General features: G+C 72.2%; 14 protein-coding genes. 9 read left to right on the top strand and 5 right to left on the bottom strand.

The annotated features are described in order from the left end of the window. Position 1: 1 nt before the first annotated feature. Positions 2–814, bottom strand: coding sequence for a Bax inhibitor-1/YccA family protein (locus tag ELQ40_RS13690; RefSeq protein ID WP_127794186.1), 813 nt, complete (start codon positions 812–814; stop codon positions 2–4). Positions 815–1,012: 198 nt separating this feature from the next. On the opposite strand from ELQ40_RS13690, the gene ELQ40_RS13685 reads away from it, so the two are divergent. Next, positions 1,013–2,053 (top strand): glycerophosphodiester phosphodiesterase family protein, encoded by a 1,041-nt coding sequence (locus ELQ40_RS13685; protein ID WP_127794185.1) that lies wholly within the window; start codon positions 1,013–1,015, stop codon positions 2,051–2,053. A 105-nt stretch (positions 2,054–2,158) separates the two neighbouring features. Here ELQ40_RS13685 and ELQ40_RS13675 read toward each other — a convergent pair whose 3' ends face one another. Then, positions 2,159–3,181 carry a YafY family protein gene (locus ELQ40_RS13675; RefSeq protein ID WP_205649347.1) on the bottom strand — a complete coding sequence of 341 codons (1,023 nt, stop codon included), beginning with the start codon at positions 3,179–3,181 and terminating at the stop codon, positions 2,159–2,161. 61 nt (positions 3,182–3,242) lie between these two features. Here ELQ40_RS13675 and ELQ40_RS13670 point away from each other — a divergent pair, with 61 nt between their 5' ends. Both ELQ40_RS13670 and ELQ40_RS13665 read left to right on the top strand, forming a co-directional pair. Then, positions 3,243–4,367, top strand: a complete 1,125-nt coding sequence (locus ELQ40_RS13670) for an ATP-binding cassette domain-containing protein (RefSeq protein ID WP_127794183.1) — start codon at positions 3,243–3,245, stop codon at positions 4,365–4,367. Further along, positions 4,364–5,146, top strand: coding sequence for an ABC transporter permease (locus ELQ40_RS13665; protein WP_127794182.1), 783 nt, complete (start codon positions 4,364–4,366; stop codon positions 5,144–5,146). Before ELQ40_RS13670 ends, ELQ40_RS13665 begins: the two co-directional genes overlap by 4 nt. Positions 5,147–5,262: 116 nt before the next feature. On the opposite strand, the gene ELQ40_RS13660 is transcribed toward ELQ40_RS13665, so the two are convergent. After that, entirely contained in the window at positions 5,263–5,961 is a 699-nt protein-coding gene (locus ELQ40_RS13660) for a hypothetical protein (protein ID WP_164863598.1), read from the bottom strand. Between the two features lie 235 nt (positions 5,962–6,196). On the opposite strand from ELQ40_RS13660, the gene ELQ40_RS13655 reads away from it, so the two are divergent. Further along, positions 6,197–7,426 (top strand): sensor histidine kinase, encoded by a 1,230-nt coding sequence (locus tag ELQ40_RS13655; protein WP_164863596.1) that lies wholly within the window; start codon positions 6,197–6,199, stop codon positions 7,424–7,426. A gap of 53 nt (positions 7,427–7,479) precedes the next feature. Further along, entirely contained in the window at positions 7,480–8,184 is a 705-nt protein-coding gene (locus tag ELQ40_RS13650) for a response regulator transcription factor (protein ID WP_127795314.1), read from the top strand. A 12-nt stretch (positions 8,185–8,196) separates the two neighbouring features. Here ELQ40_RS13650 and ELQ40_RS13645 read toward each other — a convergent pair whose 3' ends face one another. Further along, positions 8,197–9,033 carry a ChbG/HpnK family deacetylase gene (locus ELQ40_RS13645; protein WP_164863594.1) on the bottom strand — a complete coding sequence of 279 codons (837 nt, stop codon included), beginning with the start codon at positions 9,031–9,033 and terminating at the stop codon, positions 8,197–8,199. Further along, entirely contained in the window at positions 9,030–10,508 is a 1,479-nt protein-coding gene (locus ELQ40_RS13640) for an MFS transporter (RefSeq protein WP_127794178.1), read from the bottom strand. Before ELQ40_RS13640 ends, ELQ40_RS13645 begins: the two co-directional genes overlap by 4 nt. Before the next feature lie 193 nt (positions 10,509–10,701). Between ELQ40_RS13640 and ELQ40_RS13635 the strand changes: the two genes are divergently transcribed. The 4 genes from ELQ40_RS13635 to ELQ40_RS13620 are packed head-to-tail and all read left to right on the top strand — an operon-like array spanning position 10,702 to position 15,893. Continuing rightward, positions 10,702–11,826: a hypothetical protein gene (locus ELQ40_RS13635; protein ID WP_127794177.1), complete on the top strand. Its 1,125-nt coding sequence runs from the start codon at positions 10,702–10,704 to the stop codon at positions 11,824–11,826. Beyond that, on the top strand, positions 11,759–14,266 hold the full coding sequence (locus tag ELQ40_RS13630) for an ATP-dependent helicase (RefSeq protein ID WP_127794176.1): 2,508 nt from the start codon (positions 11,759–11,761) through the stop codon (positions 14,264–14,266). Before ELQ40_RS13635 ends, ELQ40_RS13630 begins: the two co-directional genes overlap by 68 nt. Beyond that, positions 14,263–14,817, top strand: coding sequence for an NUDIX hydrolase (locus tag ELQ40_RS13625; RefSeq protein ID WP_127794175.1), 555 nt, complete (start codon positions 14,263–14,265; stop codon positions 14,815–14,817). Before ELQ40_RS13630 ends, ELQ40_RS13625 begins: the two co-directional genes overlap by 4 nt. After that, complete coding sequence (locus ELQ40_RS13620) at positions 14,814–15,893, top strand: FUSC family protein (RefSeq protein ID WP_127794174.1); 1,080 nt, start codon at positions 14,814–14,816, stop codon at positions 15,891–15,893. The genes ELQ40_RS13625 and ELQ40_RS13620 overlap by 4 nt, the downstream gene beginning before the upstream one ends. Positions 15,894–15,977: the final 84 nt, after the last annotated feature.

Raw genomic sequence — 15,977 nt, 5'->3', positions numbered from 1 at the left:
GTCAGTCGCTGGACTGGGCGATCGCGAGGATGCGCAGGATCTCGAGGTACAGCCAGATGACCGTGACCATGACCCCGAAGGCGCCGGTCCACGAGTACTTCTTCGGGGCGCGGTTGCGCACGCCCTGCTGGATGAAGTCGAAGTCGAGCACGAGCGAGTACGCGGCCATGATGACGACGAGGACACCGATGATGATGCCCCACGGGATGCCGAAGATCTCGGCGCCGCGCAGGCCCCACGGGTCGTCGGTCGCGCCGAACAGCATGAGGCCGACGTTCACCAGCGAGAACACGAGGTAGCCGACCATCGCGATCAGGAAGATCTTCGTGGCCTTCTTCGACGCGCGGATCTTGCCCGAAGCGAAGAGGGCGAGCGTGACGCCGACGACCACGAGCGTCGCGATGACGGCCTGGCCGACGATGCCGCCGCCGAACTGCAGCTCGTACCACTGCGAGATCGCGCCGACGAAGACGCCCTGCACACCGGCGTACGTGAGGATCAGCGCGGGCGACGGCTCGCGCTTGAAGGCGTTGACGAGGCCCAGCACGAAGCCGACGATCGCGGCGCCGATCCAGAGCCACGGCATGGTGACGGCCGTGAACCAGCCGATCGCGGCGCCGACGAGGAGCACGCCGAACGAGATCGCGGACTTCTGCAGCGCGTCGTCGTACGTCATCACCTCGTTGTCGTTGAGGGTGGCGGGGCGGTCGTAGATGTCCTGCAGTTCGGCTGCGGAGACGTTCTGCGCTGCGGCGACGGCCCCTTGCTTCGAGAAGGCCTCGTTGCGTGAGAAGGCGGGGTTGTCGAGTGCCATGGGAGTGGTTCCTCTGCTTTCGGCATCAGTCGGATGGAGGGGAATCAGCGCGAATGGCTCATCCGGGTGCATCCGCGTCATCCCAATGTACCCGTTCGGGCCATTGCGCCGCCCGCTCCAATCCGTGACAACGCCGAGAATCCCGCGGATGTTCCCGGCGCGGATGCCCCGCCACGGCGTCGTCGATACGCTCGGAGGATGCTGCGCGACACGGCCGACCGACCGCTCGTCATCGGGCATCGAGGTGCGCCCGGGTACCGCCCCGAGCACACGGCCGAGGCGTACCGGCTGGCGTTCGCGTTGGGTGCCGACGCGGTCGAGCCCGACCTCGTGGCCACGCGCGACGGCGTGCTCGTGCTGCGGCACGAGAACGAGATCTCGGGCACGACCGATGTCGCGTCGCGCCGCGAGTTCGCGTCGCGCCGCACGACCCGCGAGATCGACGGAACGGAGCAGAGCGGGTGGTTCACGGAGGACTTCACGTGGGCCGAGCTCGCGACGCTGCGGGCGACCGAGCGGCTGGGCCCGCTCCGACAGTCGAGCGCGTCCTTCGACGGCCGATACCCCCTGATCCGGTTCCGCGACCTCCTGGAGCTCATCGACCAGGCAGCCGACGACGCCGGGCGGATGCTGCGCCTGGTCGCCGAGTTCAAGCACGCGAGCCACTTCGACGCGCTCGGGCTGCCGCTCGATGAACTGTTCGCCGCGGAATTGGATGCCGCCGGGTGGGGACGCGGCGACGAGCGCGTGATCATGGAGGCGTTCGAACCGACCGTGCTCGACCGGCTCGGGTTGCGCGGCGTCATCGGCGACCGGGTGCTCCTGATCGAGGATTCGGGTTCGCCGTGGGACCTCGTGCTGGCGTCGGGTGCGCAGGCGCCGGCCTACGACACCTTCGCGACGGAGGCCGGGCTGTACGCGCTCGCGGGTCGGTTCGACGGCGTGAGCGTCGGCAAGCGGAGGCTGCTCGGACCGCAGCGCCGTGGAACCGCGCCGGAGGTGCTCTCGGGCGCCGAGCTCGTGGATGCGGCCCACGGGGCGGGCCTGTCGGTGTTCACGTGGACGCTCCGCCCGGAGAACCGCTTCCTCGTCGCGGGGAACCGGCGCGGGGCGGCCCGCGCGGCGTGGGGCGACTGGCGCACCGAGTTCGAGGCCGTCATCGAGACCGGGGTCGACGGGATCTTCGTCGATCACCCCGACCTCGGCGTCGAGGCTCGCGGCTCGGGCGGGCAGCGCTGATCGCGCGGCCGAGCCTCGACGCGACCGGTCCGCGTCGCATTCGCGACCGCTCGTCGAGCAGCAGCTGACGGTCCGAGGGCCGCGTCGTCGCCGGTCGCGACGGCTTCAGCCGGTGCGCCGGTCGGTTCGCGGGGGCCGCTCGGCCGCTTCCCGCCTGCTCGCGGGCGCGGCGTCGAGCGCGCGCACGACGCGGGCGAGCAGCTCGCGCAGTGCCGCGCGATGCGGCTCGGCGAGATCGGTCGTGAACTCGACGCCCTCGGGGATGTAGAGCATGCCGTAGAGCGCCTCGCGGAAGTCGGCGCCGCCGATCGGCCAGCGGGTGTGCGCGGATCCCTCCGGGCTCGCGCCCTGTCCCCAGTATCCGAAGTGCTCGCGGAACTCATCGAACGGGAGTTCCATCACGACGTCGGCCTCGACCTGCAGGGGCGACCACGACGACGCCGCGAGCACCATCTCGGAGACCGTGTGCTCGTCGAGCTCCCGGGCGGGGACCATGACGCGGGTGTGGTGGATCCCGTCGATGCGGTCCACCCGGAACGTGCGCCAGTCGTCGCGGTCCAGGTCCCAGCAGATGAGGTACCAGTTGCGCTGCGAGGGCGCGAGCGTGTGCGGTTCGACCCGTCGGCGCGACGGGTCGCCGGCCTGGTTCACGTAGTCGAATCGCAGGCGCTCGCCGTCACGGCAGGCGAGCGCGAGCTCGCCGAGCACGTCGGGTGAGACCGCGGTGCCGCCGACCGACGTGGGCTGCACGACCTCGGCGAGCGCGGAGACGCGACGGCGCAGCGCGGGAGGCAGCACCTGTTCGAGCTTCGCGAGCGCGGAGAGCGTGGTGTGGGTGCCGTCGACGAGTCGCTGGGTCGCGGCGAGTCGCAGCCCGATCGCGATCGCGACCGCCTCCTCGTCGTCGAGCAGGAGCGGCGGCAGTGCGCTGCCCGCCTCGAGCCGGTAGCCGCCCGCGATGCCCGGCGAGGAGTCGATCCGGTAGCCGAGCTCGCGCAGCCGGTCGATGTCGCGGCGGACCGTGCGTTCGGTGATGCCGAGCCGGTCGCTGAGCTCGGTGCTCGTCCAGTGCCGGTGCGTCTGGAGCAGGCTCAGCAGCTTGAGGGCTCGGGCGGTGGTTTCGGCCATGCGTCCATTCTCCCGGGGATTCAGGACAGGAACTGTCCGCATCGGGTTCTAGCTTGGCGGCATGACCAGCGAACCCATCATCGAGACCCACGGGCTCACCAAGCGCTTCACGGTGAAGAAGCAGGAGGTCGCCGCGGTGACCGACCTGTCGATCACCGTGCAGCCGGGCGAACTCGTGGCCTTCCTCGGCCCCAACGGCGCGGGCAAGTCCACGAGCCTGCGCATGCTCACGACCCTCATCCCGCCGACGTCGGGCACGGCGCGCGTCGTCGGACACGACATCCACCGCGACCCCGCGGGGGTGCGGGCCCGCATCGGCTACGTCGGGCAGCTCACGAGCGGCAGCTTCGCCCAACGCGTCCGCGACGAGCTCATCAGCCAGGGCGCGTTCTACGGGATGGGACGGGCCGACGCCGTGCGCCGCGCCGACGAGCTCATCGAGTCGCTCGACCTCGGAGCGATCAAGACCCGATCGGTGCAGCAGCTCTCGGGCGGGCAGAAGCGCCGGCTCGACATCGCCCTCGGCCTCATGCACGCGCCGCCGCTGATCTTCCTCGACGAGCCCTCGACCGGCCTCGACCCGCAGAGCCGTTCGAACCTGTGGGAGCACATCATCGAGCTCCGCCGGCGACACGGCACGACGGTGTTCCTCACGACGCACTACCTCGAGGAGGCCGACCGCTACGCCGAACGGGTCCTGGTCATGGACCAGGGCCGCGTCATCGCCGACGACACGGCGACGGCGCTGAAGTCGACCCTCGCGGGCGACGTGCTCACGTTCGGATTCGAGACGTCGGATGCCGCGGCCGCGGCCGTCGCCGTCGTGTCGCGCATCGCCGACCGCGAGGCCACCCGCGCGGGCGACCGCGAGGTCACCGTCGCCGTACCCGACGGCGACCGGCTGCTGCCGACCGCGATCCGCGCGCTCGACGAGGCGCGGCTGCCGGTCGTGTCTGCGACCGGGGTGCCGCCGACGCTCGACGACGTGTTCCTCGCGCTCACCGGCCGGTCGCTGCGCGAGGCCGACCAGACCGCATCGGGCGGGGACGCCGAATCGGATGCCCCCGACGCGGGCGCCGAGGCATCCGCCGAGCGCCTCGCGGCTGCGCCCTCGCCCGTGCCCTCGCCTGGGGCATCCGCCGAATTCGAGGCATCCGGAATCGACCAGAAGGAGACGGCACGATGACCGAGCCGACCATGACCGCCGTTCGACCCAACGTCGTGCGGGACACCCGCAACGTGTTCGTCAGGGAGCTGCGCCCGGTGGTGCGCGACCCGTTCTCGCTGATCTTCAGCCTGCTCCAACCGCTCGTGTTCCTCGGCCTGTTCGCGCCGCTGCTGATCGGCGAGTCCGGGCAGTCCGCGGCGCAGACCCTGCAGTGGTTCGTTCCCGGCGTGCTCGTCATGATCGTGCTGTTCGGCACGGGCGCGACGGGATCGAACCTGCAGTACGAGATGATGACCGGCTCGCATGAGCGCACGCTCGTGGCACCGCTCGCGCGGTCGGCGCTGCTCATGGGGCGTGCGCTCAAGGAGATCGCGCCGATCGTGGTGCAGGGCCTGCTCATCGTGCTCATCGCGTGGCCGTTCGGCTTCGCGATCAACCTCGCCGGCCTCGTCGCGGGGATCGCGCTGCTCGCGGTGTTCGGCGTCGGGCTCGGCTCGCTCAGCTACGCGCTCGCGCTCGCCACGAAGGACCGCGAGTGGCTGTTCTGGGGCGTGCAGCAGTCGCTGATCTTCCCGCTGCTGATCCTGTCGGGGATGCTGCTGCCGCTCGATGCGGCGCCCGAGTGGATGCGCGCGGTCGCGGCCGTGAACCCCGTCAACTGGGTCGTGCAGGGCGAACGGGCGATGTTCTCCGGCTACTTCGGGGCGCCCGAGGTGCTGTGGGGCTGGATCTCCGCGGTCGCGGTGGCGGTCGTCGGGCTCGTGGTCGGCATCCGGGCGATGCGCCGGTCGAGCTGACGACGGCGCGCGCGGCTGCGCCGGACGCCTGCGCCGACGCGGATGGTCGCCCCGGAATGTCCGGGGCGACCATTCGCGTCCGTGCGCCGGGTGTCTGCGTGCGAGGCCGGCTGCGCTCACCGGCCGACGGCGGATGCCTCGACGTCGGAGACCGCCGGTTCGGTCGCGCCGGACTCGGCCTCGGTCCGCCAGTCGTCGAGCCCGCTGCGCCAGACGGCGACCGCGAGGGCGCCGAACACGACCACGCCGACGACCAGCGACAGGTACGACGACCAGGCGACGAAGTTCGGCAGCACGAACTCGACCACGACCCACGCGAGGAGGGCGATCGGCACCCAGAGCGGAGCGATCCGTGCACGGATCGCGGCGACGGCGAGCAGGACGAGGCCCAGCACGGTGCCGGCGAGGCCGAGGACGAGGTAGGGGACGAACACGGTCGACTCGCCGACCGCGAGTGCGGATGCCGCGGCGTCGGGGTCCGACCCGGCGAGGGCCAGCTGCAGGAGCAGCGCTCCGCCGTAGACGGCGTGGCCGAATGCGCCGAGCCCGCTGAGCGCGGCGCCGAAGGTGGCGAGCACCCTGGAGCGTCGCGCGGCGAGGTGCCCGAAGCCCACCAGCCCGATCGCCCAGAAGACCTGGGAGGCGACGAACAACTGGATGCCGACGGCTGCGCCGGGCGAGTTCGCGAGCACGCCGACGTATTCCGACGGGTCCTCGGGGATCGCCGGCTGGATCAGCAGGCTGCCGAGGCCGATCCACGCACCGGCCGCGACGGAGATCGCGACGGTCGAGCGGCGGAAGCTGGGAAGGGACATGGTGGATTCCTCTCTGGCGGTCGCGATGCGGCCGAACGGCGTCCGCGGGTGCGGCGTCGGCGGGTGCGACGTCGGCCGCGAAGGTACGCCCCGGCGGAATCCGAGGCATCCGCACTGGGTACCGAAGCGGATCGACCGACGTGCGGCGCCGTCGCCGGGAAGTCATCCGACGTCGACGCGCGTGTCCACTTCGGGTGACATCGGGCGCGGGGTGCGCGGGTCTACCCTCTGTGGCATGGATCGCTGTGACATGGATCGCAGTGGCATGGATCGCCGCGCGCGGTGGCACCTCGCCCAGGACGTCGGCCTCGCCGTCGTCGTGGCGGCGCTCGGCCTCGCCGAGATGTGGGTGCCGTTCGAGTCGACGCAGGGCGCAGCGCCGTCGGCGGCGACCTCCGTCGCGGTCGTGGTGGCGGCGATCGCGCTCGCGTTCCGCCGGACGAGGCCCATCGTGCTCGTCGTCGTGCCGGCCGTGTGGGTCGCCGCCGCATTCGCCGGCGGCGGGGTCGTTCCGATCCTGTTCTTCGGGCAACTGGTGCCCATGTACCTGGCGCTGTACTCGGCGGTCCGGCACGGAACACGGCGCGACGGTCCCGTGGTCGTCGGCGCCGTGCTCGCCGCGGTCGTCGCCGCCGACCTGACGCAGCCGGTGCTGCAATCTCCGAGCGAACTGCTGTTCCACTGGGGCGTGCTCCTCGCCGTGCTCGGCATCGGCTGGGGACTCCGGTCGTCCGAGCGGCGTGCGGTCGACGCGGCGGTCCGCGCGGCAGAGGCCCAGGCGGCCGCGAGGGAGGCGTCGGCGCGCGCCGTGGCCGACGAGCGGGCGCGTATCTCCCGCGAGTTGCACGACATCCTCGGGCACTCGGTGAGCGTGATGGTCGTGCAGGCCGGAGCCGCGGCGCAGGCCGTCGAAGACGATCCGGCGTTCGTGCGCGGCGCGCTCGATACGATCCGGTCGACCGGATCGGACGCGCTCGCCGAGGTGCGGCGGGTGGTCGCGCTCCTGCGCGAGGACGACGATCGCACGCTCGCGCCGCAACCCGGGATCGACCGGATCGCCGAGCTCGTCGAACACGCCCGGATGGACGGGCTCGAGGTCGAGTACCGGACCGCCGGCGGCGTCGCGCACCTCGGCGCCGGCGAGCAGCTCGCGATCTTCCGGATCGTGCAGGAGTCCCTGACGAACGTGCGCAAGCATGCTCTGGCGTCGAACGCGACGGTGACGCTGACCTCGGCGGACGGCCGCGTCGACATCGCGATCGAGGACGACGGCCCGCGACGTCCGGCCGCAGCCCCCGGGGCATCGGGAACACCCGCACCGACGCTCGCCCGGCCGGGAGGGCACGGGCTCATCGGCATGCGCGAGCGGGTCGCGCTCTACGGCGGGGAGTTCGCCGCAGGCCCGACCGAGGGAGGACAGGGCTGGACGGTGCACGCGAGCCTGCCGACGAGGGGTGCGAGTTGACCGCCGAGACGACCGCCGGGTCGGCGCCCTCGCAACCGGTGCCCTCGCAACCGATGCCCTCGCAACCGGCGCCCTCGCACCCGGTGCGCATCGTCATCGCCGACGACCAGGAGTTGGTGCGCGCCGGCTTCCGGCTCATCCTCGAGCGCGCCGGATTCGAGGTCGTGGCCGAGGCCGGCGACGGCGCGGCGGCGATCGACGGGGTCGCCCGCACCGCGCCCGACGTGGTGCTGATGGACATGCGGATGCCCGTGCTCGACGGCGTCGAGGCGACGCGCCGCATCGCCGCGCAACCGGACGCCCCGCGGGTGCTCGCGCTCACCACGTTCGACCTCGACGAACTCGTCTACGCCGCGATGCGCGCCGGAGCATCCGGATTCCTGCTGAAGGACATCCCGCCGGACGACCTCGTGCACGCCGTGCGCGTCGTCGCCCGCGGCGAGGCGATGCTCGCGCCGGCGGTGACCGCGCGGCTGCTCGAGCGGTTCGCCGGCACGACGGGCGGGCCGGCGTCGCCGGCGTCAGCGGCCGCCGAGGCGCAGCTGGCACGGCTCACCGAACGCGAGTCGGACATCGCCCGCCTCGTGGCCCGCGGATGCTCCAACGCCGAGATCGCCGCCCGACTGTTCCTCTCCGAATCGACGGTGAAGACCTACGTCTCGCGGCTGTTCGCGAGGCTCGGTGTCCGCGACCGCGTGCAGGTCGCCGTGATCGCCTACGAGGGCGGGCTCGTGCGCGTCGGCGAAGCGGACGCCTGATCGCCGGAGTGCTCACCAGGCGTGGGCGAGCTCGATGTCCTCGGCGTCGATCGCGGCGCGGAACGCGGGGTCGCGCAGCAGGCGGAACTCCCAGGCTCGAACGGCCGTACCGGGACCCGATGCCGCCGCCTCCTCCTCGGGGGCCGGATGCAGGAACAGCTCGCTGGTTCCCTCGGGCAGGGCGGCGAGCATCCGGCGCACGTCGTCGAGCAGCGCGTCGTAGCGGCCGAGGTCGCCGGCCGTGCGCCGGTTGGTGACCATCGCAGCGGGCAGCGGCACGCCCGCGGCATCCGCTGCGGCGACGGCCTGCTCATGCAGCGCCGCGAGCGGGGCAGGGGCCTCGGCTCCGAGGTAGGGCGCGAGGTCGCGGGGCAGTCGGAAGCCGATGCGTTCGCGCGCGCAGAGCGCGAGCGCCTCGGGCACGAACGAGCGGCCGGTGAGCCCGTAGAGGGTGCCCGCGTGCGAGTCCAGCGCGGCCGGGCGTGCGCCGAGCGCGCGCAGCCGGACGAGTTGGGCCGCGAGCTCGGCGGCGACCTCGCCGGGCACGGCGCGCTCGCCGACCAGCGCCGCGTCGAACGGGAGCGGGCCGCCAGGTTCGCTGCCCAGGGACGCGCCGGCGGTGAGCGGATGCCATGCCGCGATCCCGCGCTCGCTCGACAGCGTCGCGTGCAGCCTCGGTTCGATGCCGGCGGCCTGCAGTGCCGCGACGGTCTCGGCGGTCGGCCCGACGCCGACGACGATCGCGGTCGTCGCCGTGATGAGGCCCTCGGCGGCGAGCTCCACGATCGCGGGGTCGCCCGCCGGATCACGCCCGAGGTCGTCGGCCGTGATCACCAGGCGTCGGGTCACCCGTCGACCTCGTCGGATGCGCGGGCCGCGGCATCCCGCGTCGAGGCGTCGGCGTCTTCGCGGTGCTCGGCGGCACCCTCGGGAACCCGGATGAACCGCGCCAGCACCGCGCCGATCGCGCACAGCACGAACGGGTAGACGCACAGGAAGAACCGGAACGCGAGGTCGGGCTGGTCGCCCGGCGCATCGCCCGACTGGTACCCGAAGAACCAGGCCAGCGAGGCGAGTGCGAGCCCGCTCACGATCGCGTTGAGCCGGCCGAAGAACCCGAACGCCGAGAGGAACAGGCCTTCGCGGTGCTGGCCGTGCCGGCGCGCGTCGTCGTCGAGCACGCGGGCGACGATCAGGTCGTTCGTCGCGAGCATGCCCGAGTAGCCGATGCCGACGAGGATGCCCGCGAGGATCGCGGTGACGAGGCTGTTCGCGAAGAACAGCGGGATGAAGCTGAGCGCGAGCACCACGAACGCGAGGCGCCACGTGAACGCCGCGCCCCTGCGGCGCACCACGCGCGTCCACGCGAACAGGCCGAGCACCGAGACCAGGATCACCGCGGCCTGCAGGAACAGCGCGTCCGAGACGGGCAGGCCGAGCGCGTAGCGCACGTAGAGCTGGAGTCCCGCGAGCACGAGCGCCATCGCCGACCCGTAGCAGGCCCCGGCGATCCCGATCGTCCAGAAGCGCGGGTTGCGCACGATCTGCCACACCGTGGCGAAGAACCGCGGGCGGGCCGCCTCCGCATACCGCGGGTTCTCCTTCGCGCCGAACGCCATGAACAGGATCACGACGACCGCGATCGCCCCGTAGATGATCGCGGTGACGGTGAAGCCGGTGGTCGTCTCCTCGGTGCCGAACACCTTCGTCGTGAGCAGCGGCGTGACGGCGAGCGAGATCACGAGGGCGACGAGCTGGAAGCCCTGGCGCAGCGAGTTCGCGACCGCCCGCTGCTTCTCGACGGGGAACAGTTCCGGCAGCAGCGCGCCGTAGTTCGCGTTCAGCATCGAGTCGAACGCCTCGCACAGGATCGCGAACACTGCGAACCAGAGCACGAGGCCGAGTCCGTCGAGCGACGTCGGCGCCGAGAAGAACCCGATCATGGATGCCGCGAGCAGCGGCGCCCCGATGACCAGCCACGGCCGGCGACGGCCCCACCGGGTGCGGGTGCGGTCGGAGAGGAATCCCAGCACCGGGTTGTCGATCGCGTCGATGATCGCGTACACGACCATCACCGCGCCGTAGACGCGCACGTCGAGGCCCAGGATGTCGACGTAGTACAGGATCATCGAGCCCTTGATCATGTTGATCGGGATCGACGTCCCGAACATGCCGATGGCGTACCGCCAGGGCTTGGTCGCGGCGGCGGCGCCGGGCACGGAGCCGTCGGACGCGGCGCCGTGGGGCGCCGCGTCCGCGGGGGTCGGGGTGGCCGCGGGGCGGTCGGTCGGGGATTCGGAGGCGTTCGGGCGCGGTCCGGTCATCGAGGCTCCAAGGGGGTAGGGCGACGGCTCTGTCGGCGCGTGCGGGTCGACGATGGCCCGCGCGTGCGAACGAAAGGTTACCCGCGACCGGACGATCGGACGATTCCCCCGATTCCGGCGACGTGTGCAGATCGCCCCCGAACGGCGGGGCGGGATCGCTATGGTGAGGGCACACCACCCGAAGGAGCACTGCATGAGCGATCCGACTCCGACGACCGCGCCGCCGCGCCGGTCCCGCGCGACGACGTGGGCGATGTACCTCGCCATCGGCATGCTGATCGCCGCCGCCGTGCTCGGCGGGTTCTTCATCATCGTCGGCGACCAGGCCAACATCGCGGCCAGGGCCTGGCTCACGCTGCTGCTCGTGGCCATCTTCGCCGGCACCGTGGTGCTCGACGCCAACGTGTCGGACGGCCCGAACCGGTGGTACCTGCCCGCGTCGGTCACGGTGAACGTCGTGCTCGTGGCGGTCGGCCTGATCAAGCTCTGGAACGGCTGGGGGCAGCCGGCCGACACCGCGGACCCCGGAGTCTGGACGGTGCAGCTCGGCCGCTTCGTGCTCGTCATCATCCTGCTGCGACTGGCGCTGCTCGTCACCCAGCTGTACATCCTCTACTTCGTCTCCCGGGCCAAGAAGACGACGACCAAGGCGTTCGGCATCGCCACCGTCGTGTTCGTCGGACTGACGGCGCTCGTCCTCGCCATCCCGGCGGCCTTCCCGGAACCCGACTGGCCCGACTGGTGGTGGCGGACCGCTGCGGCGACTTCGCTCGTCGCCGTCGTGACCGCGGTGATCCCCGTGATCATCCGTGCGTTCGAGCCGAAGGACCCGACCCCTGCGCCGACGTACGGTGCGCCGGCCGGGTACGGCCAGGTGCCGCCCGGGTACGCACCGCAGCAGGTGCCTCCGGGGTACGCGCCGGCGCAGGCGCCTCCCGGCTACGCGCCCCAGCAGGTGCCCCCCGCGTACGCGCCACAGCCGGTGCCTCCGGGGTATCCGGCCCCGACGGCTCCGCAGGTGCCCCCGGGGTACGCGCAGCCGCCGGCGCCCCCGACCGCCCCGCCGCCCGCGCCCGCCGCGCCGCCGCAGGCCCCGCCCGCCGGCATCCCGCCGCAGGCGCCGCCCCGCAGGCCCCGCCGCAGCAGGCTCCACCCCAGGCGCCTCCGCAGTGACCCGAACGCCCCGGCCCCGCCGGGGCGTTCGTCGCTCCCGGCCGGGTGTCGGAGGCGCGGCCTAGAATCGACGGGACATGACGCTGATCCTCGACCCCGACGACCCGGCCGGATGGCGCGAGGCGCCCGGCAGTTCCGAGCCTGACCGTTTCGAAGCCGACCGCCCCGAAGCCGAAGACCCCCTGACCGCGGGGCTCAACCCGCAGCAGCGCGAAGCGGTCGAGTACCGCGGACCGGCGCTGCTGATCGTCGCGGGTGCGGGATCCGGCAAGACCCGGGTGCTCACGCACCGCATCGCGAGCCTCATCCAGCGCCGCGAGGCGTGGCCCAGCCAGATCCTCGCGATCACCTTCACCAACAAGGCCGCAGCCGAGATGCGCGAGCGCGTCGAGGCGCTGCTCGGCGAGGGGGCGTCCGGCATGTGGATCTCGACGTTCCACTCGGCGTGCGTGCGCATCCTGCGCCGCGAGGCCGAGTCGCTCGGGCTCAGCTCGACGTTCACGATCTACGACTCGGCCGACACCCGCACGGTGCTCAAGCGCATCATCAAGGAGCTCGACGCCGACGCCATGGGGTTCACCCCCGCGAGCGCCCAGGCGAAGATCTCGAAGCTCAAGAACGAACTGGCCGACGTCGAGTCGTACGCGCGGAACGCGAACGCGAACGACCCGCAGGAGGTCATGTTCCTCGAGATCTTCCGGCAGTACACCCGCCGGCTGCGCGACGCCAGCGCACTCGACTTCGACGACCTGATCGCCGAGACGGTCTACCTGTTCCGGGCGTTCCCGAAGGTCGCGGCGCTCTACCAGCGGCGGTTCCGGCACATCCTCGTCGACGAGTACCAGGACACGAACCACGCGCAATACGCGCTCATCCGCGAGTTCACCCGCCCGGTCGAGCCCCATGTCGTCGCCGAGCTCGACTCGCACGGCGTGCTGGTCACCGGCCTGGTCGACGACGACGGGGCGATCCCGGGCGCCTCGCTCACCGTCGTCGGCGACTCCGACCAGTCGATCTACGCCTTCCGCGGCGCCGACATCCGCAACATCGTCGAGTTCGAACGCGACTTCCCCGGGGCGTCCGTCGTCCTGCTCGAGCAGAACTACCGATCGACCCAGAACATCCTGTCGGCCGCGAACGCCGTGATCTCGAACAACTTCGACCGCAAGGACAAGAAGCTCTGGACGGCGGACGGCGACGGCGAGAAGATCGTCGGCTACACCGGGTACACCGCCCACGACGAGGCCCAGTTCGTCGTCGACGAGATCGAGGCGCTGCACCGCTCGGGCGTCGCGTACCGCGACATCGCGGTGTTCTACCGCACCAACGCCCAGACCCGTGCACTGGAGGAGATCTTCGTGCGCTCGGCGGTGCCGTACCGGGTCGTCGGCGGCACGAAGTTCTACGAGCGTGCCGAGATCAAGGACGCGATGGCGTACCTCGTCTCGGTCGCGAACCCGCTCGACGAGCTCGCGCTCCGGCGCATCCTGAACACCCCCAAGCGCGGCATCGGGCCTGCGACCGAGACGGCGATCGCGGTGTTCGCGGAGCACAACGGGATCTCGTTCCGGCAGGCCATGCGGTCGGCGGGCGAGCTCGGGCTCGGCCCGAAGGTGACGGGCGCGATCACCGCGCTCGCCGACGTGCTCGACGAGGCGGCGCTCATGCTCGTGCCCGATCAGGCGGCCATCGACGCGGGCGCGAACGAGGGCGCGGCGAAGGTCTCGGACGTCCTCGTGTTCCTGCTGGAGCGTTCCGGGCTCATCGACGCGCTGCGCAACAGCCGCGACCCGCAGGACGAGACGCGTGCCGAGAACGTCGAGGAGCTCGTCGCGCAGACGCGCGACTTCGACCGCGAGAACCCGCAGGCCACGCTGGTCGACTTCCTCACGCAGGTCTCGCTCGTCGCGGCGGCCGACGAGCTCGACGACGCGTCGGGCACGGTCTCGCTGATGACCCTGCACACGGCGAAGGGCCTCGAGTACCAGGCGGTCTTCCTCACCGGGCTCGAGGAGGGCCTGCTGCCGCACCAGATGTCAGCGACCGAACCCGGCGGCCCCGCCGAGGAGCGGCGGCTCTTCTACGTCGGCATCACGCGCGCGCGCAAGCGCCTGTACCTGTCGCTCGCGATGAGCCGGGCGCAGTTCGGCGAGGTCGCCGTCGCGATGCCGAGCCGCTACCTGCAGGAGATCCCCGAGGCGCTCATCGACTGGAAGCAGTCGCCGGGCATGGCGACGAGTCGCGGCGGCACGCAGCCTCGCGCGCTGAACGCGAGGCGCGGCGGACCGGGCTCGGGCCCCGGCGGTGGAGGAGCGTGGGGCACACGCAGCCGCGACCTCGAGCGGTTCAGCGTGACGAAGAACTCGGCGACGAAGACCGAGTGGGCGAACCGGGTGACCGGCACCGTCCGCGACAACGGCGATCTCACGCTCGAGGCCGGCGACCGCATCCGGCACACCGACTTCGGCGAGGGGCGGGTCACGCAGGTCACCGGCGAGGGGAGCAAGCGCATCGCCCACGTCTCGTTCGACTCGGCGGGCGCGAAGAAGCTGCTCATCAAGATCGCACCGATCGAGAAGCTGTGAGCTGGCCGGTGCGCGCGAGCCGCGCGGTCTACGAGAACCCCTGGATCCGCGTGGTCGAGGACCGCGTCGTGCAGCCCGGCGGCGGCGAGGGCATCTACGGCGTGGTCGAGGTGCGCAACGTCGCGGTGTTCGTCGTGGCCCTGACCGAAGCCGACGAGGTGCTGCTCGTCACCGTCGACCGGCACACGGTCGGGCCATCGGTCGAGGTGCCGGCGGGAGGCACCGACGGCGAGCACCCGCTCGTCGCCGCACGGCGCGAGCTGCTGGAGGAGACCGGGTACGAGGCATCCGACTGGACCGAGATCGGGCGGATGAACGCGCTGAACGGCATCTGCCGGGCGCCGGAGGTCGTGTTTCTCGCGACCGGGCTGACGCGAACGGACTCCGGAGACGATCCGTCCTCGCACACCCAGGCCGAAGAGGGCATCAGCGTGGTTCGCGCGGTGCCGTGGGCCGACGTCGTGCGCATGATGCGCGAGGGCGAGATCTCCGACGGCGAGACGGTCGCCGCACTGACGTACGCGGCGATGGAGCTCGGCAGGCTCGCATGACCGACGGCGACGAGGCGGGCGCAGCTCGCCCCGCCCGTCTCCCGTGGTGGCGCGACGTCCGGGCACTCGACCTGGAGGTGGCGTCGCGCGCCGCGCTCGCCGCGGCGGTGCCGCTCGCCGTCCTGCTCCTCGTCGGCCGTCCCGAGTGGACGCCGTACGCGGCGTTCGGCGGCATGACCGCGATCTTCGGCCGCGGCGAGGCCTACCGCGGGCGTGTGCGCACGGTGTCCGTCGCGGCGGTCGGCCTCGTCGTGGGCGTCGTGGTCGGCGTCGCGGCATCCGTGCTCGGCGGCGGCGTCGCGATCACGGCCGTCGCACTCGTGGTCGTGCTCGTCGGCGGCATCCTCGTCGTGAACGTCGCCCGGTTGACGCCGCCGACGCCGCTCTTCTTCGTCTTCGCGGTCACCGTGTGCGCAGCGGTTCCCGTGCCCGCCGGGGAGGCGGGCGTGCGGATCGGCGTCACGGTCGCATCCGCGGTGTTCGCGTGGGCCATCAGCCTCTCGGGGTGGGCGTTGCGTCGCGCCGCGACCCGGATCGGCGCCGATCCGTTCAAGGCGCTCCGAGCGCCCGCGCCGGTGCGGTGGGAGGCCCTGCGCGACCCGGCCGTGTGGACGGTCTGCGCGCAGCACGTCGTCGCGGCGCTCGTCGCGGGTGCGATCGCACTGGCGTCGGGACTCGGACACCCGTACTGGGCGGTGGTCAGCGCGGTCGCGGTCATCCCGCCGGCGGGCGCGGCCCACTCGCTCGCGCGGGCGTGGCACCGGGTCGCGGGCACGACCGTCGGCGTCGTCGTGACGGCGCTCCTGCTGTGGCCCGATCCCGCGGTGTGGGTGCTCGTGCTGGTCGTCGCGGTGGCGCAGTTCGGCGCGGAGGTGTTCGTCGGGCGCCACTACGGCGTCGCGCTCGTGTTCGTGACGCCGCTCGCGCTCGTGGTCGCGCACCTCGCGCAGCCGGTCGCCGTCGGCACGCTCCTGCTCGACCGGCTGGTCGAGACGGCCCTGGGGGCGGGCGTCGCCATGCTCGCGGTGCTCGCGGTCCGCGCGCTGCACCGGCGCCCGGACGGTGTCGCCGGCTGACTGGTTCACCGGTAGGGCTGGCGGAGTGCTGCATCGGAATGTAGTATTACTGCTACATCTTGCAGCGAACATGCGAAGGGTTGG

This window comes from Agromyces sp. LHK192, assembly GCF_004006235.1.
Classification (GTDB): domain Bacteria; phylum Actinomycetota; class Actinomycetes; order Actinomycetales; family Microbacteriaceae; genus Agromyces.
The sequence above is the reverse complement of the archived record's forward strand: the minus strand, read 5'-3'. Positions and strand labels throughout refer to the sequence as shown.

What these genes read in the sequence shown, in the direction of transcription:
- ELQ40_RS13670 (WP_127794183.1), top strand. Translation starts at nt 3,243, where the DNA reads ATGACCAGCGAACCCATCATCGAGACCCACGGGCTCACCAAGCGCTTC.
- ELQ40_RS13660 (WP_164863598.1), bottom strand. Translation starts at nt 5,961, where the DNA reads ATGTCCCTTCCCAGCTTCCGCCGCTCGACCGTCGCGATCTCCGTCGCG.
- ELQ40_RS13620 (WP_127794174.1), top strand. Translation starts at nt 14,814, where the DNA reads ATGACCGACGGCGACGAGGCGGGCGCAGCTCGCCCCGCCCGTCTCCCG.
- ELQ40_RS13655 (WP_164863596.1), top strand. Translation starts at nt 6,197, where the DNA reads ATGGATCGCTGTGACATGGATCGCAGTGGCATGGATCGCCGCGCGCGG.
- ELQ40_RS13635 (WP_127794177.1), top strand. Translation starts at nt 10,702, where the DNA reads ATGAGCGATCCGACTCCGACGACCGCGCCGCCGCGCCGGTCCCGCGCG.
- ELQ40_RS13685 (WP_127794185.1), top strand. Translation starts at nt 1,013, where the DNA reads ATGCTGCGCGACACGGCCGACCGACCGCTCGTCATCGGGCATCGAGGT.
- ELQ40_RS13630 (WP_127794176.1), top strand. Translation starts at nt 11,759, where the DNA reads ATGACGCTGATCCTCGACCCCGACGACCCGGCCGGATGGCGCGAGGCG.
- ELQ40_RS13690 (WP_127794186.1), bottom strand. Translation starts at nt 814, where the DNA reads ATGGCACTCGACAACCCCGCCTTCTCACGCAACGAGGCCTTCTCGAAG.
- ELQ40_RS13650 (WP_127795314.1), top strand. Translation starts at nt 7,480, where the DNA reads ATGCCCTCGCAACCGGCGCCCTCGCACCCGGTGCGCATCGTCATCGCC.
- ELQ40_RS13640 (WP_127794178.1), bottom strand. Translation starts at nt 10,508, where the DNA reads ATGACCGGACCGCGCCCGAACGCCTCCGAATCCCCGACCGACCGCCCC.
- ELQ40_RS13665 (WP_127794182.1), top strand. Translation starts at nt 4,364, where the DNA reads ATGACCGAGCCGACCATGACCGCCGTTCGACCCAACGTCGTGCGGGAC.
- ELQ40_RS13675 (WP_205649347.1), bottom strand. Translation starts at nt 3,181, where the DNA reads ATGGCCGAAACCACCGCCCGAGCCCTCAAGCTGCTGAGCCTGCTCCAG.